Source organism: Burkholderia sp. IO2, assembly GCF_029522185.1.
GTDB lineage: Bacteria > Pseudomonadota > Gammaproteobacteria > Burkholderiales > Burkholderiaceae > Burkholderia > Burkholderia cenocepacia.
Map to the genome: position 1 here is coordinate 1 of NZ_JAKWFH010000083.1, position 22,997 is coordinate 22,997.

The 22,997-nt window shown below is 64.6% G+C and carries 26 protein-coding genes; 15 read left to right on the plus strand and 11 right to left on the minus strand.

The window, feature by feature from the left end; translation table 11 throughout:
* Window positions 1-223: acetyl-coenzyme A synthetase N-terminal domain-containing protein (locus MMB92_RS32565; protein WP_276585596.1), on the minus strand; the 223-nt coding region annotated here is incomplete at its 3' end.
* Between the two features lie 319 nt (window positions 224-542).
* Between MMB92_RS32565 and MMB92_RS32570 the strand changes: the two genes are divergently transcribed.
* From MMB92_RS32570 to MMB92_RS32610, 9 genes are all read left to right on the plus strand, one after another.
* Window positions 543-1,451, plus strand: coding sequence for a DMT family transporter (locus MMB92_RS32570; protein ID WP_006482741.1), 909 nt, complete (start codon window positions 543-545; stop codon window positions 1,449-1,451).
* Between the two features lie 112 nt (window positions 1,452-1,563).
* On the plus strand, window positions 1,564-2,148 hold the full coding sequence (locus tag MMB92_RS32575; protein ID WP_012492727.1) for a TIGR00645 family protein: 585 nt from the start codon (window positions 1,564-1,566) through the stop codon (window positions 2,146-2,148).
* A gap of 44 nt (window positions 2,149-2,192) precedes the next feature.
* Window positions 2,193-3,716, plus strand: a complete 1,524-nt coding sequence (locus tag MMB92_RS32580; RefSeq protein ID WP_006482750.1) for a fumarate hydratase — start codon at window positions 2,193-2,195, stop codon at window positions 3,714-3,716.
* Between the two features lie 194 nt (window positions 3,717-3,910).
* Window positions 3,911-4,387: a bacterioferritin gene (bfr, locus tag MMB92_RS32585; protein ID WP_006482753.1), complete on the plus strand. Its 477-nt coding sequence runs from the start codon at window positions 3,911-3,913 to the stop codon at window positions 4,385-4,387.
* A gap of 34 nt (window positions 4,388-4,421) precedes the next feature.
* Window positions 4,422-5,279, plus strand: coding sequence for a glutamate racemase (gene murI / locus MMB92_RS32590; RefSeq protein WP_006496786.1), 858 nt, complete (start codon window positions 4,422-4,424; stop codon window positions 5,277-5,279).
* A 152-nt stretch (window positions 5,280-5,431) separates the two neighbouring features.
* On the plus strand, window positions 5,432-5,668 hold the full coding sequence (locus tag MMB92_RS32595) for a (2Fe-2S)-binding protein (RefSeq protein ID WP_277563193.1): 237 nt from the start codon (window positions 5,432-5,434) through the stop codon (window positions 5,666-5,668).
* Window positions 5,669-5,886: 218 nt separating this feature from the next.
* Window positions 5,887-6,618, plus strand: a complete 732-nt coding sequence (locus MMB92_RS32600; RefSeq protein ID WP_058901642.1) for an energy transducer TonB — start codon at window positions 5,887-5,889, stop codon at window positions 6,616-6,618.
* A 35-nt stretch (window positions 6,619-6,653) separates the two neighbouring features.
* Window positions 6,654-7,388: a MotA/TolQ/ExbB proton channel family protein gene (locus tag MMB92_RS32605; protein ID WP_006483875.1), complete on the plus strand. Its 735-nt coding sequence runs from the start codon at window positions 6,654-6,656 to the stop codon at window positions 7,386-7,388.
* A 13-nt stretch (window positions 7,389-7,401) separates the two neighbouring features.
* Window positions 7,402-7,830 (plus strand): biopolymer transporter ExbD, encoded by a 429-nt coding sequence (locus tag MMB92_RS32610; RefSeq protein ID WP_006478310.1) that lies wholly within the window; start codon window positions 7,402-7,404, stop codon window positions 7,828-7,830.
* 377 nt (window positions 7,831-8,207) lie between these two features.
* On the opposite strand, the gene MMB92_RS32615 is transcribed toward MMB92_RS32610, so the two are convergent.
* The gene (locus MMB92_RS32615; RefSeq protein WP_006483884.1) at window positions 8,208-9,182 is read right to left on the minus strand and encodes a LysR family transcriptional regulator; all 975 of its coding nucleotides are present in this window, start codon (window positions 9,180-9,182) and stop codon (window positions 8,208-8,210) included.
* A gap of 121 nt (window positions 9,183-9,303) precedes the next feature.
* Here MMB92_RS32615 and MMB92_RS32620 point away from each other — a divergent pair, with 121 nt between their 5' ends.
* The 3 genes from MMB92_RS32620 (at window position 9,304) to MMB92_RS32630 (ending at window position 11,143) form a co-directional block, all read left to right on the plus strand.
* Window positions 9,304-10,176, plus strand: coding sequence for a pirin family protein (locus MMB92_RS32620; protein WP_080324394.1), 873 nt, complete (start codon window positions 9,304-9,306; stop codon window positions 10,174-10,176).
* A gap of 98 nt (window positions 10,177-10,274) precedes the next feature.
* Window positions 10,275-10,757 (plus strand): SRPBCC family protein, encoded by a 483-nt coding sequence (locus tag MMB92_RS32625; protein WP_006483882.1) that lies wholly within the window; start codon window positions 10,275-10,277, stop codon window positions 10,755-10,757.
* Window positions 10,758-10,897: 140 nt separating this feature from the next.
* Window positions 10,898-11,143 (plus strand): hemin uptake protein HemP, encoded by a 246-nt coding sequence (locus MMB92_RS32630; protein WP_006483877.1) that lies wholly within the window; start codon window positions 10,898-10,900, stop codon window positions 11,141-11,143.
* Window positions 11,144-11,420: 277 nt separating this feature from the next.
* Here MMB92_RS32630 and MMB92_RS32635 read toward each other — a convergent pair whose 3' ends face one another.
* The 5 genes from MMB92_RS32635 to uvrB all read right to left on the minus strand — a co-directional run bounded on the left by MMB92_RS32635 (window position 11,421) and on the right by uvrB (window position 16,973).
* Window positions 11,421-12,818 (minus strand): 4Fe-4S binding protein, encoded by a 1,398-nt coding sequence (locus MMB92_RS32635; RefSeq protein ID WP_006483874.1) that lies wholly within the window; start codon window positions 12,816-12,818, stop codon window positions 11,421-11,423.
* The gene (locus tag MMB92_RS32640; RefSeq protein WP_006483868.1) at window positions 12,815-13,657 is read right to left on the minus strand and encodes an FTR1 family protein; all 843 of its coding nucleotides are present in this window, start codon (window positions 13,655-13,657) and stop codon (window positions 12,815-12,817) included. Before MMB92_RS32640 ends, MMB92_RS32635 begins: the two co-directional genes overlap by 4 nt.
* 58 nt (window positions 13,658-13,715) lie before the next feature.
* Window positions 13,716-14,048 carry a cupredoxin domain-containing protein gene (locus MMB92_RS32645; protein ID WP_006483872.1) on the minus strand — a complete coding sequence of 111 codons (333 nt, stop codon included), beginning with the start codon at window positions 14,046-14,048 and terminating at the stop codon, window positions 13,716-13,718.
* Window positions 14,049-14,103: 55 nt separating this feature from the next.
* Window positions 14,104-14,655, minus strand: a complete 552-nt coding sequence (locus MMB92_RS32650) for an iron transporter (RefSeq protein WP_006483880.1) — start codon at window positions 14,653-14,655, stop codon at window positions 14,104-14,106.
* Between the two features lie 227 nt (window positions 14,656-14,882).
* Window positions 14,883-16,973: an excinuclease ABC subunit UvrB gene (gene uvrB, locus MMB92_RS32655; protein WP_006483873.1), complete on the minus strand. Its 2,091-nt coding sequence runs from the start codon at window positions 16,971-16,973 to the stop codon at window positions 14,883-14,885.
* Between the two features lie 260 nt (window positions 16,974-17,233).
* Between uvrB and MMB92_RS32660 the strand changes: the two genes are divergently transcribed.
* On the plus strand, window positions 17,234-18,433 hold the full coding sequence (locus tag MMB92_RS32660) for an amino acid aminotransferase (RefSeq protein WP_006483879.1): 1,200 nt from the start codon (window positions 17,234-17,236) through the stop codon (window positions 18,431-18,433).
* Window positions 18,434-18,550: 117 nt separating this feature from the next.
* Here MMB92_RS32660 and MMB92_RS32665 read toward each other — a convergent pair whose 3' ends face one another.
* A complete protein-coding gene (locus tag MMB92_RS32665; protein WP_277563194.1) occupies window positions 18,551-19,339 on the minus strand; it encodes a 3-hydroxybutyrate dehydrogenase in 789 nt (262 codons plus the stop codon).
* A gap of 167 nt (window positions 19,340-19,506) precedes the next feature.
* Here MMB92_RS32665 and MMB92_RS32670 point away from each other — a divergent pair, with 167 nt between their 5' ends.
* The gene (locus tag MMB92_RS32670; protein ID WP_277563195.1) at window positions 19,507-20,478 is read left to right on the plus strand and encodes an aldo/keto reductase; all 972 of its coding nucleotides are present in this window, start codon (window positions 19,507-19,509) and stop codon (window positions 20,476-20,478) included.
* Window positions 20,479-20,579: 101 nt separating this feature from the next.
* Window positions 20,580-21,425: a 23S rRNA (adenine(2030)-N(6))-methyltransferase RlmJ gene (rlmJ, locus tag MMB92_RS32675; protein ID WP_034201517.1), complete on the plus strand. Its 846-nt coding sequence runs from the start codon at window positions 20,580-20,582 to the stop codon at window positions 21,423-21,425.
* 15 nt (window positions 21,426-21,440) lie between these two features.
* On the opposite strand, the gene MMB92_RS32680 is transcribed toward rlmJ, so the two are convergent.
* The 3 genes from MMB92_RS32680 to cueR form a co-directional block, all read right to left on the minus strand.
* Entirely contained in the window at window positions 21,441-21,809 is a 369-nt protein-coding gene (locus MMB92_RS32680) for a hypothetical protein (RefSeq protein WP_277563196.1), read from the minus strand.
* 114 nt (window positions 21,810-21,923) lie between these two features.
* On the minus strand, window positions 21,924-22,070 hold the full coding sequence (locus tag MMB92_RS32685; protein WP_006478295.1) for a DUF3563 family protein: 147 nt from the start codon (window positions 22,068-22,070) through the stop codon (window positions 21,924-21,926).
* A gap of 214 nt (window positions 22,071-22,284) precedes the next feature.
* Window positions 22,285-22,689 (minus strand): Cu(I)-responsive transcriptional regulator, encoded by a 405-nt coding sequence (gene cueR, locus MMB92_RS32690; RefSeq protein ID WP_006483878.1) that lies wholly within the window; start codon window positions 22,687-22,689, stop codon window positions 22,285-22,287.
* Window positions 22,690-22,997 lie beyond the last annotated feature (308 nt).

A 22,997-nucleotide genomic window follows, 5' to 3' on the forward strand; every position in this document is an offset into this window, starting at 1 on the left:
AGGTGTAGAACGGCGCGTTGCGCTCGTCGAGCACCTTCGTGAACGGCTTGTGCCACGTGAGGCCTTCGCGCGCGAGACGCGCCCAGAAGCCTTCGTAATCCTGCTCGGCCTCGGCGACGAGCGCGCGGTAGGCCGGCATGCCGGAAATGGCCGCCGTCTTCTCGAGCGCCGCGGGCGGCGCGAACTGACGGGTTTCGTGAAGAACCGATTCAATCGCAGACATCGACTACCCCTTGGTGAACATGAATCCTCTGCATGGCGGCGCGATCGTGCGCGCCGCGCGTCGTCTTGGCCGGCGCCTGCGCGCCGCTGTCTCCCACCACCCGCACGCGACCGCGAAGGCCTGCGCACGATGCTGCACCGCACCACATCACGCGAACGTGACCCGCGGCCCGGCGGTTTCCACGATAAGCGCTCCAACTTACCCGTCACTTACGCGGCATGGCCGTTTCGTGCACCGGGCGGCGCGCATCGAGGTCAGCTTTACGCTGTTACAACCGCGACCCTACAATCCTAACTGAACTCGCCTTCCGGATTCCAGCTTGAATCGCTACGCCCTCTTCCTCATCCTGTCGATGCTGTTCGTCGGCAGCAACGTCGGTATCGGTAAATCCATCGTTGCATTCGTTCCCGTCGCCATCCTCGCCACGCTGCGCTTCGTGATCGCGATCGCCGTGCTGTGGCCGCTGTTCAGCCCCGTGAAGATGCGTGCGGTCAAGCGCGGCGAATGGCTGAACCTGTTCCTGCAGGCCTTCTTCGGCACCTTCATGTTCACGCTGCTGATGCTCAACGGCGTGCAGCGCACGAGCGCGGTGGCCGCGGGCGTCATCACGAGCACGATCCCGGCGATCGTCGCGCTGTTCGCATGGCTGATCCTGCGTGAAAAACCGAACGGCCGTGCGCTCGTGTCGATCGCGCTCGCGATCGTCGGCGTCGTGACGATCAATCTCGCCAACGGCAGCGCATCCGGTCACGGCACGCCAGGCGACGCGTCCGGCTCGCTCACCGGCAACCTGCTGATCCTCGGCGCGGTGTGCTGCGAATCGATCTACGTGATCCTGTCGCGCCGGCTCACGCAGACGCTCGCACCGATCGACATCTGCGCGTACACGCACCTGTTCGGCCTGTTCCTGATGCTGCCGCTCGGCGCGACCGCGCTGTGGCACTTCGATTACGCGAGCGTGCCGGCCGGCACCTGGGCGCTCGTCGTCTGGTACGGACTATCGGCCAGCATCTTCTCGTTCTGGCTGTGGATGAAGGGCATCCGGCACGTGCCGGGCAGCCTCGCCGGCGTGTTCAGCGCGGTGCTGCCGATCGCCGCGGCCGCGTACGGCATCGCGTTCCTCGGGGAGCGCCCGACGCTCGCGCACGGCGTCGCGCTCGCGTGCGTCGTCGCCGGCATCGTGCTCGCGAGCCTGCGCGTGAAACGCGTGCCGGCCGCGGCCTCCTGATCCGTCCCCGGGCGTGCCGGCGCGTCGCTGCAGTCGCGCCGGCCGACGCGTTACAATAGCGCGCCTTTTCAAGATTACCCCCGATACCTGCGCACCGCGCCCGTACCCCGACATGTCCGCCCCGCACTCGCCCGGCCATCCCGGCCGTCGCCCGCTTCGCCCCCTCCCCGCGCTGATTTTCATGAGCCGCTGGCTCCAGGTTCCGCTCTATCTGGGCCTGATCGTCGCGCAGGCCGTCTACGTGTTCCTGTTCCTGAAAGAAGTGTGGCACCTGCTGTCGCATGCGACGGGCCTCGACGAAATCAGCGTGATGCTCGCCGTGCTCGGCCTGATCGACGTGGTGATGATCTCGAACCTGCTGATCATGGTGATCGTCGGCGGGTATGAAACGTTCGTGTCGCGGCTCGGCATCGAGGGCCATCCCGACGAGCCCGAATGGCTCGACCACGTGAACGCGGGCGTGCTGAAGGTCAAGCTGTCGATGGCGCTGATCAGCATTTCGTCGATCCATCTGCTGAAGACCTTCATCAACCCCGACCAGCACACGACGCACGCGATCATGTGGCAGGTGATCATCCACGTGTCGTTCCTCGTGTCGGCGCTCGTGATGGCGTGGGTCGATCGCCTGACGACGCACACGCACCCGGCCCATTTCCACGAGGCGCACGCACCCGCGGCGTCCCGACCGGCGGCCTGAACCGTCGGCAACATATTCCCCACTGTCCCCACAGAGTCTCAGCCATGACCGTCATCAAACAGGAAGACCTGATCCAGAGCATCGCGGATTCGCTGCAGTACATCAGCTACTACCACCCGCTCGACTACATCCAGGCCCTCGGCCGCGCGTACGAGCTGGAAGAGAGTCCGGCGGCGAAGGACGCGATCGCGCAGATCCTCACGAACAGCCGCATGTGCGCGGAAGGCCGCCGCCCGATCTGCCAGGACACCGGCATCGTCACGATCTTCGTGAAGGTCGGCATGGACGTGCGCTGGGACGGCGCGACGATGGGCCTCACCGACATGATCAACGAAGGTGTGCGCCGCGGTTACACGCACCCGGACAACGTGCTGCGCGCGTCGATCGTCAATCCGCCGGAAGGCGCCCGCAAGAACACCAAGGACAACACGCCGGCCGTGATCCACTACGAGATCGTGCCGGGCGACAAGGTCGACGTGCAGGTCGCCGCGAAGGGCGGCGGCTCGGAGAACAAGTCGAAGTTCGTGATGCTGAACCCGTCCGATTCGATCGTCGACTGGGTGCTGAAGACGGTCCCGACGATGGGCGCCGGCTGGTGCCCGCCGGGCATGCTCGGGATCGGCATCGGCGGCACCGCCGAGAAGGCGATGCTGATGGCGAAGGAATCGCTGATGGAGCCGATCGACATCCAGGAAATCATCGCGCGCGGCCCGAAGGACTGGATCGAGGAACTGCGTGTCGAACTGCACGAGAAGGTCAACGCGCTCGGCATCGGCGCGCAGGGCCTCGGCGGCCTCGCGACCGTGCTCGACGTGAAGATCATGGCGGCGCCGACGCACGCGGCCTCGAAGCCGGTCGCACTGATCCCGAACTGCGCGGCCACGCGCCACGCGCACTTCGTGCTCGACGGCTCGGGCCCGGCCAAACTGGAAGCGCCGTCGCTCGACGCCTGGCCGAAGGTGCAGTGGGAACCGAATACGGAAACCAGCAAGCGCGTCGACCTGAACACGCTGACGCCGGAAGAAGTCGCGAGCTGGACGCCGGGCCAGACGCTGCTGCTGTCGGGCAAGATGCTCACCGGCCGCGACGCCGCGCACAAGCGCATCGCCGACATGCTCGCGAAGGGCGAGAAGCTGCCGGTCGACTTCACGAACCGCGTGATCTACTACGTCGGCCCGGTCGATCCGGTGCGTGACGAAGTGGTCGGCCCGGCCGGCCCGACGACGGCCACGCGCATGGACAAGTTCACCGAGACGATGCTCGCCCAGACGGGTCTGATCTCGATGGTCGGCAAGGCTGAACGCGGCCCGGTCGCGATCGACGCGATCAAGAAGCACAAGGCGGCCTACCTGATGGCGGTCGGCGGCGCGGCCTACCTCGTGTCGAAGGCGATCCGCGGCGCGAAGGTGCTCGCGTTCGAAGACCTCGGCATGGAAGCGATCTACGAGTTCGACGTGCAGGACATGCCGGTGACGGTCGCCGTCGATTCGTCGGGCACGTCGGTGCACCAGACGGGTCCGAAGGAATGGCAGGCGAAGATCGGCAAGATCCCGGTCGCCACCGCTTAAGCGCGATCGAACGAAAGGCCGGACGGGAGTCCGGCCTTTTTACTTCTCATTCTCATTATTGTGTTCGGCCGGTTATTCGAGGCTGATTCTCATTACACGCAAAAGGCAGGCCCGACAAGGCTTCGAGGCTTGGCTTTTCTCGTTCGAGCGATTATCGTTCGGTTTCTGAAGCCCCACTGAACAAGGAAACAGCCATGCAAGGCGACAAGAAAGTCATCGAATATCTGAACGCCCAACTGAAGAATGAACTCACGGCGATCAACCAGTACTTCCTGCATGCGCGCATGTACAAGCACTGGGGCCTCGACAAGCTCGGCAAGCACGAATACGACGAGTCGATCGGCGAAATGAAGCACGCCGACTGGCTGATCGAGCGCGTGTTCATGCTCGACGGCCTGCCGAACCTGCAGGACCTGCACAAGCTGCTCGTCGGCGAGGAAACCGAAGAGATCCTGAAGTGCGACCTGAAGCTCGAGCAGATCTCGCAGTCCACCTGCAAGGAAGCGATCGCCTACTGCGAATCGGTGCGCGACTACGTGTCGCGCGAGATCTTCGAAAAGATCCTCGACGACACCGAAGAGCACATCGACTGGCTCGAAACGCAGATCGACCTGATCGGCAAGGTCGGCCTGCAGAACTATCAGCAAACGATGATGGGTTCGCCCGAGTAATCGCGCCGCCTGCCAGCCTGCCGCCCGCCTGACGATGACGAACCCGTCCAACGCTACCGCGCTGCGCGCCGCCGCCCCTGTCGGCATCTTCGACTCGGGGCTCGGCGGCCTGTCGGTGCTGCGCGCCGCGCGCGCGCACCTGCCCGACGAATCGTTCGTCTACGTCGCCGACTCGCACCACGCGCCGTACGGCCCGCGCGACGAAGCCTTCATTACGGAACGCACGCTGGCCATCGGCGAGTGGCTCGCCCGCGAAGGCGCGAAAGCGCTCGTCATCGCGTGCAACACGGCAACGGCCCGGGCGATCGCGGCCATCCGCGAACGCCTGTCGATCCCGCTCGTCGGTGTCGAGCCGGGCATCAAGCCGGCCGCCGCGCTGTCCGCGACCGGCGTCGCGGGCGTCCTCGCCACGCAATCGACGTTGAACAGCCCGCGCTTCCAGGCGCTGCTCGACCGCTACGGCGCCGGCCGCCGCTTCATCTGCCAACCCGGCCACGGGCTCGTCGAAGCGATCGAACGCGGCGACACGAACTCGCCCGCGTTGCGCGCGCTGCTCGAGCGTTACATCCAGCCGATGCTCGACGACGGCGCCGATACGCTGGTACTCGGCTGCACGCACTACCCGTTCTTCACAGAAACGATTCGTGACCTTGTTGGCGAGCGCCTGACGATCGTCGACACGAGCGACGCCATCGCCCGCCAGCTTGCGCGGGTCCTCGACGAACGCGGGCTGCGCGCCCCGGCCGGCACGCACGCCGCGCCGCCGCGTTTCTGCTCGACCAGCGACGGTCTGCAGCTACGCGCGCTCGCCTCGACGCTGCTCGGCCTCGACGCGCCGGTCGAATCCGTCACCATTTCCTCGCCGAACGCGCGCGCCTGCGCGACCGCCTGACGCGGGGGCCGGCACGCCGGACGCTCTCGGCGGCCTGACCGCCCCGCCGTTTCAAGGGTCCGATGACCTTAAAAAAAGCCCGACCCAGGCTTGTCAACGCCTGCAAAATTAATGATAATAATTCGCATTAACGTTAGCTATCGCAACTCATCATGATCGTCTGCGTGTGCAAGTCTGTTTCCGATCGCAAGATTCGCGCGTCCCTCGCCGAGGGCGTGAATTCTTTCGATGAACTCCAGTTCGAGCTCGGCGTGGCCACGTGCTGCGGCAAGTGCGAGGAGTCCGTACGCGACCTCATGGCCGAGCAAGGCGTCTGCGCGAGCCGGTGCGGCGTCGAGCATCCTGCGCATCCGATCCCGGTCACGTTCTACGACCGCAAGGCGGCCTGAGCGGCGCCGAGCGTGCGCATGCGGCCCAGGCCGCATTTTTTGTTTTGACCGTCAGCAAGCCACCGTCCGCGCGAGCCAACGGCTTACCTGCCAAGGAGCCTGTGATGGAATTGCTGATCGGATTCGTAACCACCGTTTGCATCTCGCTGCTGATCTTTCGCAAGTGATGCCGATTCACCCGCCGCGCCCCGGGTGCGACGTCGTTCTTTCAAGCTAACATGCAGGCTTCGCATCTCGCTCCTGCCGGCGCCATGCCGGCTGCACCACGTATGAATCCCCGAGTGATCGTCGTCGCGGTCGGTGTGCTTGCCGCACACGCGATCATGCTGACGGCCGCATGGCTCCATCGCAACGCGCCGCCGCCGAAATCGGTCGAGGTCCAGACGATCACCGCGCAGCTCATCACGCCCGCGCCGATCGCGCAGCAGGTCGCGGCCGAGTCGATCCCGCAGCCCGCGCCGCCGAAGCCGGTGCCGCGCGTGAAGCCGAAGGTCGAACCGAAGCCGGTGCAGAAGGCGGCGAAGCCGACCCCGCAGCCGGTTGCGCCCTCGCCCGCCCCGTCGCCTACACCCGCTCCCGCCGCCGATCCGACACCGGCGCCCGCCGCGCCCGCTCCCGCCGCACCGGCCGCCACGCCGGGCCCGGCGCGCGAAACGATGCAGGTCAGCGCGCCGAAGAACGTGCCGACGCTCCAATGCAACTTCGTGAAGCCCGACTATCCGTCGATGTCGCGCCGTCGCGGCGAATCGGGCACCGCCTATGTTCACTTCGTCGTCGGCGTGACCGGCAAGATCGAAAGCATCGATCTGCAGAAGAGCAGCGGCTATCCGCGCCTCGACGAAGCCGCACTCGACGCGATGCGCTCGACCACCTGCCGTCCGTACATCGAGAACGGCCAGGCGATCCGCGCCGCCCGCACACAGCCCTACAGCTTCGGGCTCACCGACTAACCTGCCTCATCCGGAAGATTCAAAGGAAACAAAAAATGCAAAGCTACGGTATCGCGCACGTCTGGGCGCAAGGTGATTTCGTCACGCGCGCCATTGCGATCACGCTGCTCGTGATGTCGGTCCTGTCGTGGATCGTGATCGTCATCAAGGGCTGGAACGTGATCCGCCTGAACCGCCTCACGAAGAACGCCGAACAGGCTTTCTGGCATTCCGACAATTTCGACGACGGCATCAAGAAGCTCGGCCTCGCCGCATCGACGCCGAACGACAACCCGTTCCTCGCGCTCGCGCTGTCGGGCAAGGAAGCCGCCGACCATCACCACCAGACGCAACCGCACCTGCACGATCGCATGGACGTGTCGGACTGGGTCACGCGCTGCCTGAAGGACACGATGGACGAAGGCATCTCGCGCATGCAGAGCGGCCTCGCGATCCTCGCATCGGTCGGCAGCACCGCGCCGTTCGTCGGCCTGTTCGGCACGGTGTGGGGCATCTATCACGCGCTGCTCGCGATCGGCGCCACCGGCCAGACGTCGATCGACCAGGTCGCGGGCCCGGTCGGCGAATCGCTGATCATGACGGCCTTCGGCCTGTTCGTCGCGATTCCCGCGGTGCTCGGCTACAACGCGCTGACCCGTGCGAACAAGGGTGTGGTCAGCAAGCTGCGCCGCTTCGCGCACGGTCTGCACGCGTACTTCGTGACGGGCGCGAGCCTCGCGTCGTCGTCGACGCGCGACGGCCTGCGTCTCGCCTCGCGCGCCGCCAGCTGAGACGAGGTGAACCATGGCCATGAACACCGGTTTCAGCGACGATGACGACGATGCCGTGATGAGCGAGATCAACATGACGCCGCTCGTCGACGTCATGCTCGTACTCCTGATCATTTTCCTCGTGACGATCCCGGCGATGCAGCATGCGGTGAAGATTGACCTGCCGCACGCCAGCAGCCAGCCCGTCGACGAAAAGCCGCAGACCGTCGACGTCGCGATCCAGGGCGACGGCACAATCCTGTGGGATGACCACACGGTCACGCGCGAACAACTGCAGGCACGGATCGCGGAAGCCGCGAAACGCACGCCGCAGCCCGAGTTGCACCTGCGCGCCGACCGCAAGGTCGCGTACGAGCACGTCGCGGAAGTGATGTCGGATGCGCAGGCTGGCGGCTTGACGAAGCTCGGCTTCGTGACGGAGCCGGGCGCAAAAGCGAAGTAACGCGCGCACGCCCCGCCGTTGCCAGCGGCAACGGCGCACCTGGCCGGTCGCGCACAAAGTAAAAGGCCTTCATCGCCAGATGAAGGCCTTTTTTCATGCGCACGCGGGCGCCTTCGGGCGGCGGGCTCTTTGGCGGTATCGGTTGCGCCTCGAGCAACGCAAATGCGACTCTGCCGTGGTCTGCACGGACTGCGCGTTCTGCCCTATCTGGCTCGCAATATATGCGGCCACCTGATTTCGCTCAGAACTTCCTTCACGAAATGGGATTTCAATATAGGCCCGCCCGCGCACGCATTCAAGGTTCCGGCGATTGAAACTTGCGATTGCAGGCGACGCTTCAATGACAAAACAAATTTGCGTCGTCGTACACGCCGTGTTCAGGTCGCCGAAACATCGACCGCCGCTTCCTTCTTCGCGCGCTCAGGGCAGCCGGGCTCCTTGTACGCGCCGTGGTCGAGCTTCTCGACCAGGTAATCGACGAACGCACGTACCGCGGGCGGCATCCCTTGGCGCGACACGAACACCGCATACAACTGCGGCACCGGCAGCGTCCAGCCCGGCATCACGGGCGACAGTTGCCCCGCGCGCAGCGCGTTGCCGTACATCATCTCCGGCAGCGCGGCGATGCCGAGGCCGTCGAGCACGGCCTCGCGGATCGTCATCAGGTCGGCCGTCACGAGCCGCGGATCATGCTCGTGCACGTGGCGCGTCCCGTCCGGCGCGATCAGGTTGAATACGTGCCGGCCGTCGACGCTCGGCGTATCGAGCGTCTCGAAGCCGGTCAGGTCGTCCGGCGCCAGCGGCGGCGCATTCTGGCTCAGCAGGCTCGGCGCACCGACCAGCATCTGCTCGGTGCGCCACAGCGGCCGCACGACGATGTTGGCGTTCTGCGGCGGCTCCGAGCGCACGCGCAACGCGACGTCGATCGAATCCTCAAACAGGTCGATCACGCGATTCGTCACGCGGACATGCACCTTGACCTCGGGATAGCGGCGCAGGAATTCGGGCAGGATGCGCGACAGCATCGTCTGCGACAGCGTCACCGGCACGCTGACGCGCACCGAGCCGCGCGGCGACGCGCGCAGCTGCTGCACCGCGTTCATCGCGGCCTGCGCTTCGGCGAGCATCGCCTGGCAGTGCTGGTAGAACAGCTCCCCCGCCTCGGTCAGCGCGAGCTTGCGCGTCGAACGCTGCAGCAGGCGCACGCCGAGCGCGGCCTCCAGCTCGGTCAGGCGCCGCGACAGACGCGATTTCGAGATGCCCAGCACGCGCTCGGCGGCCGAGAAGCCGCCATGTTCGACGACCTGCGAGAAGTACATCAGGTCGTTCAGGTTATGTGCATCGATATTCATCTCATCGTTCCAATTTCAGAACAATCCATTGCGAACGGCCGCAAATCGGACGGTAAAACGCCCAATATAATAGCGCTATGTTTCAAAAATAACGCTATTCCGATGATTTCGAGGGCTTCCCATGACCACCGCTCGCTCGCTTGATCGTACCTACCCCGCGCTTCGCACCACCGAAGGCGGCGGTTTCGTGGTTCACCGTCCGTTCCCGACACGGCTGCTGATGGACTTCGATCCGTTCCTGCTGCTCGATGAAATGGGCCCGGTCGACTACGCGCCCGGCGAAGCCGTGGGCGCGCCCGACCATCCGCATCGCGGCTTCGAGACCGTGACCTACGCGCTGGACGGACGCTTCCGCCATCGCGACTCGTCCGGCCATGCCGGCACGCTCGGCCCCGGCGACGTGCAATGGATGACGGCCGGCGCCGGCGTCGTGCACAGCGAGATGCCGGACCCGGCGTTCGCGCAGGCAGGCGGACGTTCCCACGGCTTCCAGCTGTGGGTCAACCTGCCGCGGCGCGACAAGATGATCGCACCGTGCTACCAGGAGATCCCGGCCGCCCGCATTCCGACCGCGACGTCGCCGGACGGGCGCGCACGCGTGCGCGTCATCGCCGGCGAAGCATTCGGCGTCCAGGCCGCGATCGAGACGCGCACACCGATCCTCTACCAGCATTTCACACTGGAGCCCGGCGCAACGGTCACGCAGCCCGTGCCGGCCGGTTATCGCGTGTTCGCCTATCCGATCGACGGAACGGGCCGCTACGGGCCCGACAGGCAGGCTGTGGACGCACGGCACATGGTCGTCTACGGCGACGACGGCGACACCGTCACGTTCGCTGCCGGCGACACGTCGCTCGACCTGTTGCTGATCGGCGGCGTGCCGCTCAACGAACCGATCGTCCGTTACGGCCCATTCGTGATGAATACCGAGGAGGAGATCCGGCAGGCCGTCGTCGACTACCAGACCGGTCGCATGGGTCGCATCGAAGCGTGAACCGGATCGGGGTCGCAGGTGCCGCGAAGCCGGTGGTTTTGCGTCACAATAAGTTCTTGAACCATGTGGCCACCCGCCACCAGAAGGAACCCGTCCCCTTGAACTTCGAACATCTGATCCAGATCAACTCCGACGATCCGGGCGTGCCGACCCTCACCCGCGACCAGCTCTGGGAAGGCCTCGTGCTGCGTGCGGAGCAGCCGCAACTGTTCGTGATCGGCCTCGACAGCTGCGTCATTCACGAACGCACCGACACGACGCTCGAACGCGAACTGCATTACGGCCACGCGACCGTGCGCGACCACGTGACGTTCACGCCGAATCAGCAGGTCCGCTACGACATCCGCGCGGCCGACGGCGAGATCGGCGGCTCGCTGACGATGACGATCGAAGAGCGCGACGACCGCGAACTGTTCCTGCGTTTCGAGTACCGCACGACGCTGACGGTCACGGACGACAGCGAAGAAGCGCGGCAGACGCACGGGATCGTCAAGGAGGCATACCGCACGTCGGACATCGACACCGTTCGCCTGATCCGCGAATACGCGCAGGGGCGCAAGGACCCTGATCCGCTGCACTGAACCCGGCGGCGGCCTGCGGGCCGCCGCTTTTGATTCAAGCTATCAGTCTCGGCATTTCGATCGATAAAGAGTTTTTGTAAATGGGAATAGTTATCATTTAGAATTCATTCCATCGTATCGACAGTCACCGATCAAACCGAATGACCGACACCATGCGCCCGACCACGCTGACCCTGCGCCGCACGACCGGCACCGCAGCCAGCAGCCGTCAGAAGACGGCAGCGGTCACCACGCCGGCGAAACCCGCCGGCAACCGCGATGCAGGCACGCGGGTCGTCAACAGCGATACGCTGCTGCAAGGCCAGAGCCACATCAGCATCGCGCATAACGGAGAGACTTATCAGTTGCGCGCCACGCGGCTCGGCAAACTGATCCTGACGAAGTAACGACCGAGTATTGTGGGGACCACCTCCCTGAGAGGTGTTGGGCAGTAGCCAGCGTAACGGCTTGCACGCGAGATCTAGACCCCTTCGTGCAAACACACTCAAGCAGCCGTTGCAGCAAGCCAAGCCACTTTTTTGGTTCTCGCACAAGGAAGAAAAAAGCGACACGTCCAACGACGTGTCGCTTTTTTGTTCGAGCCGCGAATGGGCCAGGCATGCGGCTCGCGTGTATGTGGCCGCACAACGCACGACGGCCGAAGAAAGCGGCATGCAAGCCGCCTCAGAATCCCCAGAACATCAACCACCATGCGCTGTCGACGACGGCCAGCCCGACGGCGAACCATGCGAATGCCGCGAGCCGGCGCGGCCATGCCGCATAGCGCCCCGTCACCTTCCACGCGAGCCACGCGCTCCACACGTTGGCACCGACCAGAATCGCGATGCGCACATCGGTTGCCCAGCCGAGCGGCACATGCTCGGCGCGCAGCAACGACAGCGTCGTGGCCGACAGTCCGAGGAACACGCCCGCACCCGCGATCGGGATCAGCGCCTGGGCGAGGTGATGCAAACGCACGCGATCGAAGCGGCCGAGCATCAGCGTCGCGCCGGCCAGCAGCACCAGCAACGCCGTGCCGTACACGAGCCCGGTACCGACGATATAGCTGACGACCAGCCCGCCATCGAGCCAGGAGAACACGTCGTTGCGATCCGGGTAGTGCGTGAGCAGGAACCACGGCGCATTGGTCTCGAGCGGCCACGTGATGTCGTGGTCGATCAGCCAGCCCGCGAGCCATTGCTTGATCTGCACGAACCACGGGCTGACGGTCCAGTGGAACGCGCCGATCGCCACGCCGAGCAGGCCGTAGAGAATCAGTGCGGTGTCCCACGGGTTGGCCTGCTCCGCACCGAGGTTCACGACCTCGTCGGACGGCGAGCGCAGCGACAGCGAAATCGCGTCGCGATGCCCGCTGCAACGACCGCACATATGGCAGGCCGCCGCACCCTTCATGTTGCGCAACGGCACGAGCGGTGCGCAGTTGATCGGAATCACGCGATGACCGTGCTCGCCGTTCTTGTACGAACGGCGCCACGCATCCTCGTCGACCTTGTAGCGCATCGGCGCGAGCCGCGCGAGCAGCCCGAACACGCCGTTGACCGGGCACAGGTACTTGCACCACACGCGTTTTTCGCGACCGTACAGCACGCCGATCACGATCGCGCCGACGGTCGAGCCGCCGAGCACGAACAGCACCGCGAGCGGGTACTGGTACACGCTCACCATCTGTCCGTAGATCGTCGTGATGCCGAACGCGACGAACGGCCAGCCGCCCCACCGGATCCAGCGCGGAATCGGGCCGCCGCGGCCGAACTTGCTCGCGTATTCGGTGAGCGCGCCCTCCGGACACAGCACGCCGCACCAGACGCGTCCGAGCATCACCATCGACAGCAGCACGAACGGCCACCAGATGCCCCAGAACGCGAATTGCGCGATGAGCGTGAGGTTGTTCCACAGATGCGCGGAATCGTCCGGCAGCGGCAACACGGCCGGCACGATGATCAGGAACGCGTAGACGGCGACGACGATCCACTGGATACCGCGGATCAGCGCACCGTGGCGCTGCATCCACTGGCCGGCCTGCGCGAGCCAGCCTGGCTTGACGGCGGCGACAACGCTCATGCCGCGCGACCCGCAGCAACGGCCGGACGGCGGCTCGCGCGCTTCATCAGCAGCCAGACGACCGCCCAGTAGACCGCATAGGCCACCAGGTTGGTCAGCGCCGGGTGTGCGCGATAGCCGGTCAGCGTCGCGACGAGCGAGCCGAACGTGCCCGAATCATCGAGGATCGCGGACGTATCCCACACCTGCGAAATGCCGAGCGGCAGGATTTCCTTGTCGATCAGCTTGTCGACGCCGGTCTGGAACAGGCCCGCACCGAGGAACAGCAGCATCACTTCGGTGACGCGGAAGAAATGCCGCCACGAGAAGTACTTGCCGCCGAGCTGCAGCAGGTAGAACGTGAGGAACGCGAGACCGAGACCGATCACGACCGCGAGCATCTGGCTGCCGTCGACGTGGCCCGACTGGCCGAAACCGAGGCCGTACAGGAAGATCACCGTCTCGCTGCCTTCACGCGCGATCGCGAGCGCGACCAGCACGGCGACGCCCCACCAGTTCGAATCGCGCGTGCTTTGCTGCAGCGATTGCTCCATGTCGCGCTTCAGCGTGCGCCCGTGCCGGCGCATCCACAGCACCATCTGCACGATCAGCACGCACGCGATCAGCACCATCGCCGTCTGGAAATAGTCCTGCGCGTCGCCGGACAACACTTCGGTGAACCCGACCAGCGCGGCGCCGAGGCCGACGGCCATCAGCAGGCCGACAGCGACGCCGGCCCAGAGGAAAGGCAGGCCGCGGCGCGCGTCGTCGTCGCCGTTTTTCAGCCATGCATAGAGAATGCCGACGACGAGCAGCGCTTCGACGCTCTCCCGCCAGACGATGAACAAGATCTGACCCATCGATACCTCCTGACGCGCGGGGCAAGGGACTGGCGCGCCCGCGCGCAGATAAAACGCGTTACTTCGCGACGATCACGCCCTGAGCCTGCTGGTGGAAATCGTCGAAAAACTTGTATTCGCCCGGCGACAGCGGGGCGACGACCACGAATGAATCGGCGCCCGGCGCGAGCACCTTCTCCTTGCGCAACTGCACGCTCTCGAATTCGGCGGCGCCCTTGCCAGTGTTCCTGATCTCGATCTTGAAACGCTGGCCGGCCGGCACTTCGATGCGGGCGGGCGTCAGTTTGCCATCCGTCATCTCGAGCTTGAACGTCGGCAGATCGGCCGCATGCGCCGCGCCGGCAAGCCACAGCGCAGCGGCTGCGGTAACGATTTTCTGGGGAATTTTCATTCTGGGTTCTCTACGCCGACGGCGCGCCGAAGCGCGCCGTTCGTGATGCCACCGATCAGTAACCGCCCTTCTTGCCGATACCGGCGAACGGGAAGTCGTACTCGAGCGTGATGGGCTTGAACCACGGGCCCACGCCCGTTTCCTTGTCGACGTGGCGACCGAACGCCATGTGGCCCGACTGCATCGGCGGCTTGACGACCATCGTCAGGTGATACTTGCCGGGGCCGGCGAGCTTCACGTTGTCGCCGTAGTGCGGGCCGTCGCTCGCGACCATGCCCATCAGGTCGCCTTCGGCCTTCCACTTCGTGTCGCCCTGCTTCGTCAGCTTGTACGTGACCTGCAGGTACGGCATCCAGTCGCCTTCCGCGAAACCGGTCGGGTTGTTCTTGACCGCATGGATGTCGGCCTCGAGGTGAATGTCGGAATCCGACGCCTTGCGCATCATGCCTTCCGGGTCCATCGTGATCGGCTGCAGGTACACCGCGCCGATTTCCATGCCGCCCTGGATCTGCTGCTTGCCGATCGGATACTCGGCCGCCGAGGCCGACATCGCGGCAAGCGCCGCCGCTACCGCAACCGTCGTGCGGATGAACGAAGAACCCAACATGGACACTCCTTGTTATTTGTCTGACTATCTTGACGACATGCGAGCGACCGCCGGGGCCACCCGCTGGAAACACTAACGCGACGAAGAACGTTAATGCGAACTATTCTCAATACATGTGGAGTTTAGCACCGAACCCGTTTCGGAACAAACGGAGAGCGCTGTAAACCCCTGATCCGACAAGGCTTACAGGCGCTTTACCAAAAGGATTCAGTGACGCTTGGAAAGATTTACCGACCGCCGCTGATGTGGTCGCCGACGTTCGCGCCGAACACGCGTTCGCGCAGCACGGCAAGCTGGTCGCGGGTGGCGGCGGCTTTCTCGAATTCGAGGTTCTTCGCGTAGTCGGCCATCTGCTTCTCGAGACGCTTGATTTCCTTCGCGAGTTGCTTTTCCGACATGTCCTCGAATTTCGCTCGCTGCTGTGCTTCCTTCAACTCCGCACGCGCGTCGTCGGCGTTGTAGACGCCGTCGATGATGTCCTTGATGCGCTTCACGACGCCGCGCGGCGTAATGCCCATCTTTTCGTTGTAGGCGATCTGCTTCGCGCGGCGCCGCTCGGTTTCGCCGATCGCGCGCTTCATCGACTCGGTCATGTTGTCCGCGTAGAGGATCGCCTTGCCGTTCACGTTCCGCGCGGCGCGGCCGATCGTCTGGATCAGCGAGCGCTCGGCGCGCAGGAAGCCTTCCTTGTCCGCGTCGAGGATCGCGACGAGCGACACTTCGGGAATGTCCAGACCCTCGCGCAGCAGGTTGATCCCGACCAGCACGTCGAACGTGCCGAGCCGGAGGTCGCGGATGATCTCGACGCGCTCGACCGTGTCGATGTCGCTGTGCAGGTAACGCACCTTGACGCCATGGTCGGCCAGGAACTCGGTCAACTGTTCGGCCATGCGCTTCGTCAGCACGGTGATCAGCACGCGCTCGCCGGCCTTCACGCGGGCGTTGATCTCGGTCAGCACGTCGTCGACCTGCGAGCTCGCCGGGCGCACTTCGATTTCCGGATCGACGAGGCCCGTGGGTCGCACGACCTGCTCGGCGATCTGCCCCGTCACGCGCTTCTCGTAATCGGCCGGCGTGGCCGACACGAACACGACCTGGCGCATCTTGCGTTCGAACTCGTGGAACTTCAGCGGCCGGTTGTCGAGCGCCGACGGCAGGCGGAAGCCGTAATTGACGAGGTTTTCCTTGCGCGCGCGGTCGCCGTTGTACATCCCGTTGAGCTGGCCGATCAGCACGTGCGATTCGTCGAGCAGCATCAGCGCATCGGGCGGCAGGTAGTCGACGAGCGTCGGCGGCGGATCGCCGGGCGCCGCGCCCGAGAAATGCCGCGAATAGTTCTCGATGCCCTTGCAGAAGCCGAGCTCCTGCAGCATTTCGAGATCGAAGCGCGTGCGCTGCTCGAGGCGCTGCGCCTCGACGAGCTTGCCCTCGCGATGGAAGAACTCGAGCCGTTCGCGCAGTTCGTCCTTGATCGTCTCGACCGCGCGCATCACGGTGTCGCGCGGCGTCACGTAGTGCGACGACGGATACACGGTGAAGCGCGGAATCTTCTGCCGCACGCGCCCGGTCAGCGGATCGAACAGCTGCAGCGTCTCGACTTCGTCGTCGAACAGTTCGACGCGCACGGCCATTTCCGCATGTTCGGCCGGGAAGATGTCGATCGTGTCGCCGCGCACGCGGAACGTGCCGCGCTGGAAATCCTGCTCGTTGCGCGTGTACTGCATCGCGATCAGCCGCGCGATCACGTCGCGCTGGCCGAGCTTGTCGCCCGTGCGCAGCGTCAGGATCATCTGGTGGTATTCGGACGGGTTGCCGATACCGTAGATCGCCGACACGGTCGCGACGATCACCACGTCGCGACGCTCCATCAGGCTCTTCGTCGCCGACAGCCGCATCTGTTCGATGTGCTCGTTGATCGACGAATCCTTCTCGATGAACAGGTCGCGCTGCGGCACGTAGGCCTCAGGCTGGTAGTAGTCGTAGTACGACACGAAGTACTCGACCGCGTTGCGCGGGAAGAACTCGCGGAACTCCGCGTAAAGCTGGGCCGCGAGCGTCTTGTTCGGCGCGAACACGATCGCCGGGCGGCCGAGCCGCGCGATCGTGTTGGCCATCGTGAAGGTCTTGCCCGAACCCGTCACGCCGAGCAGCGTCTGGAAGGCAAGGCCGTCGCCGACGCCTTCGACGAGCGTGTCGATCGCGGTCGGCTGGTCGCCCGCGGGCGGATACGGCTGGTAAAGCTGGAACGGCGACCCTTCGAAAGTGACGAATTTGGATTCGTCGAGCGCGTCGCCGACTTCGGCATGATGTTCGGACATGGAATGCGGCCGGAGCAAGGGCAAAGAAAGCATTCTAGCGCTTCGCGGCCGCGCGAACTGCTGTCGGCTCCTGCCGCACGACGGCCGCCCGAAATCGCGATTCGCCGCCGAAACGCGACGGAATCACCGCCCCCGCCAGCGCGAATTCGCTACAATATCAGGCTGCTGCGCTTTCCGGCGTCGCGCCGTGGGTGCGCGGTCCGCTGCGCCCGTCCCGCCGGCTGAAAGCCTGACCCTCTTTTCACTACTGCCGAATCATCATGTCGCTCTTCTCCGCTGTCCAGCTTGCTCCCCGCGACCCGATCCTGGGCCTGAACGAAGCCTTCAACGCCGATGCGCGTCCGACCAAGGTCAACCTCGGCGTTGGCGTGTACACGAACGAAGACGGCAAGATTCCGCTGTTGCGCGCGGTGCGCGAAGCGGAGAAGGCACGTGTCGAGGCCGGCCTGCCGCGCGGCTACCTGCCGATCGACGGGATCGCCGCCTACGATGCGGCCGTGCAGAAGCTGCTGCTCGGCAACGATTCGCCGCTGATCGCGGCGGGCCGCGTGGTCACGGCCCAGGCACTGGGCGGCACGGGCGCGCTGAAGATCGGCGCCGATTTCCTGCGCACCGTGAATCCGAACGTGAAGGTCGCGATCAGCGATCCGAGCTGGGAAAACCACCGCGCGCTGTTCGAAGCGGCCGGCTTCGAAGTCGTCGCCTACCCGTATTACGACGCGGCCACCAACGGCGTGAACTTCGAAGGCATGCTGTCGGCGCTGAACGGCTACGCGGCAGGCACGGTCGTCGTGCTGCACGCGTGCTGCCACAACCCGACCGGCGTGGACCTGACCGAAGCGCAATGGCAACAGATCGTCGACGTCGTGAAGGCGCGCAACCTCGTGCCGTTCCTCGACATGGCCTACCAGGGCTTCGGCGAGAACATCGACGCCGATGCCGCTGCCGTGCGCCTGTTTGCCGCGGCCGACCTGAACGCATTCGTGTCGTCGTCGTTCTCGAAGTCGTTCTCGCTGTACGGCGAGCGCGTCGGCGCGCTGTCGATCATCACGTCGAGCAAGGAAGAAGCCACGCGCGTGCTGTCGCAACTGAAGCGCGTGATCCGCACGAACTACTCGAACCCGCCGACCCACGGCGGCGCGGTGGTCGCAGCGGTGCTCGCGTCGCCGGAACTGCACGCTTCGTGGGTGCAGGAACTCGGCGAAATGCGCGATCGCATCCGCGCGATGCGCAATGGTCTCGTCGAGCGCCTGAAGGCAAGCGGCGTCGATCGCGATTTCAGCTTCATCAACGCACAGCGCGGGATGTTCTCGTATTCGGGCCTGACCTCGGCGCAAGTCGATCGCCTGCGCGACGAGTTCGGCATCTATGCGGTCGGCACGGGCCGGATCTGCGTCGCCGCGCTGAACACGCGCAACCTCGACGCGGTCGCCAATGCGGTCGCAGCAGTCCTGAAGTAAAGCCGCGTCGGGCGGCAGCCGTCACCAGGCCCGCCCTGCCGACATGAAAAACGCGCTCCACGGAGCGCGTTTTTTGTACCGTTCAGCGCGGTGGGCGGCTATGCCGCCCGCCCTGCGTTACTGCATGAACCAGCCGTGGCTGACGACCACCGACTGGCCCGTGAGCGCGGCGCTCGGGAACGCCGACAGGAACAGCACCGTCTGCGCGACGTCCTGCACCGTCGTGAATACGCCGTCGACCGTGTTGCCAAGCATCACCTTCTTGATCACTTCCTCTTCGCTGATGCCGAGCTCCTTCGCCTGCTCCGGAATCTGCTTGTCGACCAGCGGCGTGCGCACGAAGCCCGGACACACGACGTGCGAGCGCACATTGTGCTTCGCGCCTTCCTTCGCCAGCACGCGCGCCAGGCCGAGCAGACCATGCTTGGCCGTCACGTACGCCGACTTCAGCGGCGACGCTTCGTGCGAGTGCACCGAACCCATGTAGATCACGACGCCGCCGCGATCGTCCTTGTACATGTGCTTGAGCGCGGCCTTCGTCGTCAGGAACGCGCCGTCCACGTGGATCGCCTGCATCTTCTTCCAGTCGGCGAACGAGTAGTTCTCGATCGGGTTGACGATCTGGATACCCGCGTTCGACACGAGGATGTCGACCGAGCCGAACGCTTCGGCCACCTTGTCGATACCGGTGTTCACGGCTTCCTCGTTGGTCACGTCCATCGCGATGCCGATCGCCTTGCCGCCTGCCTTGTTGATCTCGTCGGCGACCGCGTTCGCGCCGTCCTGGTTCAGGTCGGCGATCGCGACGGCCGCGCCTGCCTTGGCGAGCTCCAGTGCGATTTCCTTGCCGATGCCGCTCGCGGCGCCCGTGACGACTGCGGTCTTGCCGCTCAGATCTGCTGCCATATCCGTCTCCTTCCGTTATCGGATCGAATAAAACACGCGCCCGCCGCATCCGCGCTCATCGCGAAATCGTGGCGGGGCGTGCCAGGCGTCATTGTGCACGATCGGCCCCACCGTTCGCGTGCAAAACGTCTAAGCTTAAGGTCGGTTCCGTTCAGCAGGAGATTCTCATGCACTATCGACGGCTAGGCCGCTCCGGCCTGCAAATCAGCGAGCTTTCCCTCGGGTCGTGGGTGACATACGGCAACCAGGTCGATCAACGGGTCGCGCGCGAATGCCTCGCCGCGGCACGCGATGCGGGCGTCAATTTCTTCGATAACGCCGAGGTCTACGCCGGCGGCAAATCCGAGGAAATCATGGGCCACGCGCTCAAGTCGCTCGACTGGCCGCGCGTCAGCTATATCGTGTCCACGAAGTTCTTCTGGGGGCTCGCGGAAGCCCCGAATCAGTATCACACGCTGAACCGAAAATACCTGCTGAATGCGATCGACGGCTCGCTGCGCCGGCTGCAGCTCGACTATGTGGACCTCGTCTATTGCCATCGTCCCGATCCCCATACGCCGATCGAGGAAACCGTCTGGGCGATGAGCGACATGATCGTGCGCGGCAAGGCGCTGTACTGGGGCACGTCGGAATGGAGCGCCGACGAGATCCGCGCGGCATGCGAGATCGCCGAGCGGCATCATCTGCACAAGCCGGTCGTCGAACAGCCGCAGTACAACCTGTTCCACCGCACCCGGGTCGAGCAGGAATATGCGCGGCTCTACGACGATTACGGCCTCGGCCTCACGACCTGGAGCCCGCTGGCGTCGGGGCTGCTCACCGGCAAGTACCGCAACGGCGTGCCAGCCGGCAGCCGCGCGCAGTTGCAGGGCTACGACTGGATGCGCGAACGGCTGACCGATCGGGCCGCCAACGACATCGTCGAGCGGCTCGGCGAGATCGCCGCCGAACTCGGCTGCAGCACCGGCCAGTTGGCGATCGCGTGGGTACTGTCGAATCCGTGCGTGAGTTCGGTCATCACGGGTGCATCGCGGATCGACCAGATCGGCGACAACATGCGCGCGCTCGAGGTTGCCGCGAAGCTGACGCCGGATGTGAAGCAACGCATCGAGGCGGTGGTCGGCGACGCATACGAGTGAGGCGACTCGCGTACAATACGCGGCCGCATCGGCGCGCGGCCTCACGGCCGCGCACGATCGCCCGCTTTCATCGATTCACCCTTCGTTTCAGGCAGCCAGCCATGCTCAGTTATCGTCACGGTTTTCACGCAGGCAACCACGCGGACGTGCTCAAGCACGCCGTCGTCGTCCAACTGCTGCGCTACCTGAACAAGAAAGACAAATCGTACTGGTACATCGATACGCACGCGGGCGCCGGCGTGTACTCGCTGCGCGACGGTTATGCAGCGAAGACGTCGGAATTCGATACCGGCATCGGCCGACTGTGGAACGAAAAGAACCTGCCGGAGGCGCTCGGCGACTATGTGGATGAAGTCCGCGCGCTGAACGACGACGGCGAACTGCACTTCTACCCGGGCTCACCGTACATCGCATGGCGATCGATGCGCGAGCAGGATCGTATGCGCCTGTTTGAAATGCACACGACGGAAATCGATGTGCTGCGCCACAATTTCCGCGATGCGGGGCGACGCGCGATGATCTTCGCCGGTGACGGCTTCGAAGGTATCAAGGCGCTGCTGCCGCCGCCGCCGCGACGTGCACTCGTGCTGATCGATCCGTCCTACGAGGACAAGAAGGACTACGCGCGCACGGTGAGCTGCGTGACGGAATGCCTGAAGCGTTTCGCGACCGGCTGCTATGCCATCTGGTATCCGCAGGTCACGCGGACGGAATCGCAGCGCTTTCCCGAGCAGTTGAAGCGCCTGCAGCCGAACAACTGGCTGCACCTGACGCTGACGGTGTCGAATCCGCCGACCGACGGGCTGGGCCTCTACGGCAGCGGGATGTTCATCCTCAATCCGCCGTATACGCTCGCCCAGAGCATGAACGAGGTTCTGCCCTACCTGGTCGAGATGCTGGGACAGGATAGCGGCGCTCGCTGCCAGATCGAGCACCGCGGCAACTGATCCGGCGACCGGCCGTTACGGCTGCGGTCGCGGCGCGAGCCTCGGCTGATAGGCGGGTTGCCCGTCCCAAGCGGGAACATTGATATACGGGGCGACGAACAATGGAACCGACGTGTTCGGCGCCTGCCCGGCCGGAGCGCGCATGCCTGCCGGCTCGACGATCGGCTGCGACGACAGCGGTGCCGTCTGCAGCACCCATCCTCCCTTGCCGTCCTGGATACCGCGCTGCGTATCGAGCACCAGCGGTTTGGACAATGTCGCGGCACCAGCCGCGAGGCCATGGACGAGCACAGCCGCGCCCACAACGAGACGCGCGCGGGCACTGCGACGCACATCGACACCCAAACGCATGATCGTGTCCTTCAGGATGAAAAGCAGGTCCATACCATAGCGCTGCACCGACGATTTCGCCAGATCCGACGCACAAAAAAACAAAGCCCCGTCAATACGGGGCTTGCTTATCGTTCGGCGCCGCTCGGCACCTGACGGGGACTGCGATTACAGCGAGTAGCCGTTGGTTTCGAGCGAGCGGATGCGGCTCTCGAGCTGGACGATGTCCGACGACGTGGCGAGGTAGGCCTCACGGCGCTCACGTTCTGCGGATTCGAACCAGTTGCTCAGCTTTTCGACGATGTAGGCGATCATGACGTTCTCCAAGGAAGAGGGACCCCTGGTGAATCGAGATTCAGGGATTTCCCGTATAGGGTTATCCCGAATTATAGCGACGCCGCACCAAGATGCTAGTGAAATACTTGCATGGCAACCATTCCCATTTGGAATGGACTGAGGCGAACATCACATAACCCATTGATTTGATGGATATTGCTCCAGGGCATGTTTTTAGGCTCGAGAACACGCACTAATTTGGTTCATCGACCGGGTCGGCAAGGCGCGCCAAAATCGGGCATTCAGGTCGTCCGTCACCATGGCAGTGCGCGGCGAGGTCGGCCAGCGTGTCGCGCATGTCGCTCAGCTCCGCGATGCGTTTGTCGAGTTCGGCCACATGCTCGAGAGCGATCGATTTCACTTCGGCGCTGGCGCGTGAGCGATCCTGCCAGAGCATCAGCAGCTTGCGAATGTCCTCGACGAGAAAGCCGAGCCGTCGCGCCTGACGGATGAACCGCAGGGTATGGACTTCGTCCGCACCGTAGATCCGGTAGCCGGCATCGGTGCGCTTGCTCGGCGCAAGAAGGCCGACTTGTTCGTAGTACCGGATCATTTTTGCGCTGACCCCGGATTCGCGCGACGCGTCGCCGATATTCATTCCTCGCCCTCTGCCCTCAAAACCTGGTTTCGAACACGAACGTCGGCGGATGCCATCGTCGACGACAGTTCGATCGTATCAAATCGCGGGACTTTGTTCGGGGGACGGCTTGGTGGCGGGAGCCGGAGGATCTGATCTGGCGCGCATACCGTTTCGCGCTTCGCCGCATGCTTTTTTGGCGCGCCAATGCAAAAACCCCCGCCTTTCGGGCGGGGGTTTCTGGCTTAGGGAGCCTGACGATTACCTACTTTCACACGGGAATCCGCACTATCATCGGCGTAGAGTCGTTTCACGGTCCTGTTCGGGAT

Excerpts from the sequence above, each read along its gene's own strand:
- MMB92_RS32575 (WP_012492727.1), top strand. The coding sequence starts at position 1,564 with ATGTCCGCCCCGCACTCGCCCGGCCATCCCGGCCGTCGCCCGCTTCGC.
- MMB92_RS32580 (WP_006482750.1), top strand. The coding sequence starts at position 2,193 with ATGACCGTCATCAAACAGGAAGACCTGATCCAGAGCATCGCGGATTCG.
- bfr (WP_006482753.1), top strand. The coding sequence starts at position 3,911 with ATGCAAGGCGACAAGAAAGTCATCGAATATCTGAACGCCCAACTGAAG.
- murI (WP_006496786.1), top strand. The coding sequence starts at position 4,422 with ATGACGAACCCGTCCAACGCTACCGCGCTGCGCGCCGCCGCCCCTGTC.
- MMB92_RS32595 (WP_277563193.1), top strand. The coding sequence starts at position 5,432 with ATGATCGTCTGCGTGTGCAAGTCTGTTTCCGATCGCAAGATTCGCGCG.
- MMB92_RS32600 (WP_058901642.1), top strand. The coding sequence starts at position 5,887 with ATGCAGGCTTCGCATCTCGCTCCTGCCGGCGCCATGCCGGCTGCACCA.
- MMB92_RS32605 (WP_006483875.1), top strand. The coding sequence starts at position 6,654 with ATGCAAAGCTACGGTATCGCGCACGTCTGGGCGCAAGGTGATTTCGTC.
- MMB92_RS32610 (WP_006478310.1), top strand. The coding sequence starts at position 7,402 with ATGGCCATGAACACCGGTTTCAGCGACGATGACGACGATGCCGTGATG.
- MMB92_RS32615 (WP_006483884.1), bottom strand. The coding sequence starts at position 9,182 with ATGAATATCGATGCACATAACCTGAACGACCTGATGTACTTCTCGCAG.
- MMB92_RS32620 (WP_080324394.1), top strand. The coding sequence starts at position 9,304 with ATGACCACCGCTCGCTCGCTTGATCGTACCTACCCCGCGCTTCGCACC.
- MMB92_RS32630 (WP_006483877.1), top strand. The coding sequence starts at position 10,898 with ATGACCGACACCATGCGCCCGACCACGCTGACCCTGCGCCGCACGACC.
- MMB92_RS32635 (WP_006483874.1), bottom strand. The coding sequence starts at position 12,818 with ATGAGCGTTGTCGCCGCCGTCAAGCCAGGCTGGCTCGCGCAGGCCGGC.
- MMB92_RS32640 (WP_006483868.1), bottom strand. The coding sequence starts at position 13,657 with ATGGGTCAGATCTTGTTCATCGTCTGGCGGGAGAGCGTCGAAGCGCTG.
- MMB92_RS32645 (WP_006483872.1), bottom strand. The coding sequence starts at position 14,048 with ATGAAAATTCCCCAGAAAATCGTTACCGCAGCCGCTGCGCTGTGGCTT.
- MMB92_RS32650 (WP_006483880.1), bottom strand. The coding sequence starts at position 14,655 with ATGTTGGGTTCTTCGTTCATCCGCACGACGGTTGCGGTAGCGGCGGCG.
- uvrB (WP_006483873.1), bottom strand. The coding sequence starts at position 16,973 with ATGTCCGAACATCATGCCGAAGTCGGCGACGCGCTCGACGAATCCAAA.
- MMB92_RS32660 (WP_006483879.1), top strand. The coding sequence starts at position 17,234 with ATGTCGCTCTTCTCCGCTGTCCAGCTTGCTCCCCGCGACCCGATCCTG.
- MMB92_RS32665 (WP_277563194.1), bottom strand. The coding sequence starts at position 19,339 with ATGGCAGCAGATCTGAGCGGCAAGACCGCAGTCGTCACGGGCGCCGCG.
- MMB92_RS32670 (WP_277563195.1), top strand. The coding sequence starts at position 19,507 with ATGCACTATCGACGGCTAGGCCGCTCCGGCCTGCAAATCAGCGAGCTT.
- rlmJ (WP_034201517.1), top strand. The coding sequence starts at position 20,580 with ATGCTCAGTTATCGTCACGGTTTTCACGCAGGCAACCACGCGGACGTG.
- MMB92_RS32680 (WP_277563196.1), bottom strand. The coding sequence starts at position 21,809 with ATGGACCTGCTTTTCATCCTGAAGGACACGATCATGCGTTTGGGTGTC.
- MMB92_RS32685 (WP_006478295.1), bottom strand. The coding sequence starts at position 22,070 with ATGATCGCCTACATCGTCGAAAAGCTGAGCAACTGGTTCGAATCCGCA.
- cueR (WP_006483878.1), bottom strand. The coding sequence starts at position 22,689 with ATGAATATCGGCGACGCGTCGCGCGAATCCGGGGTCAGCGCAAAAATG.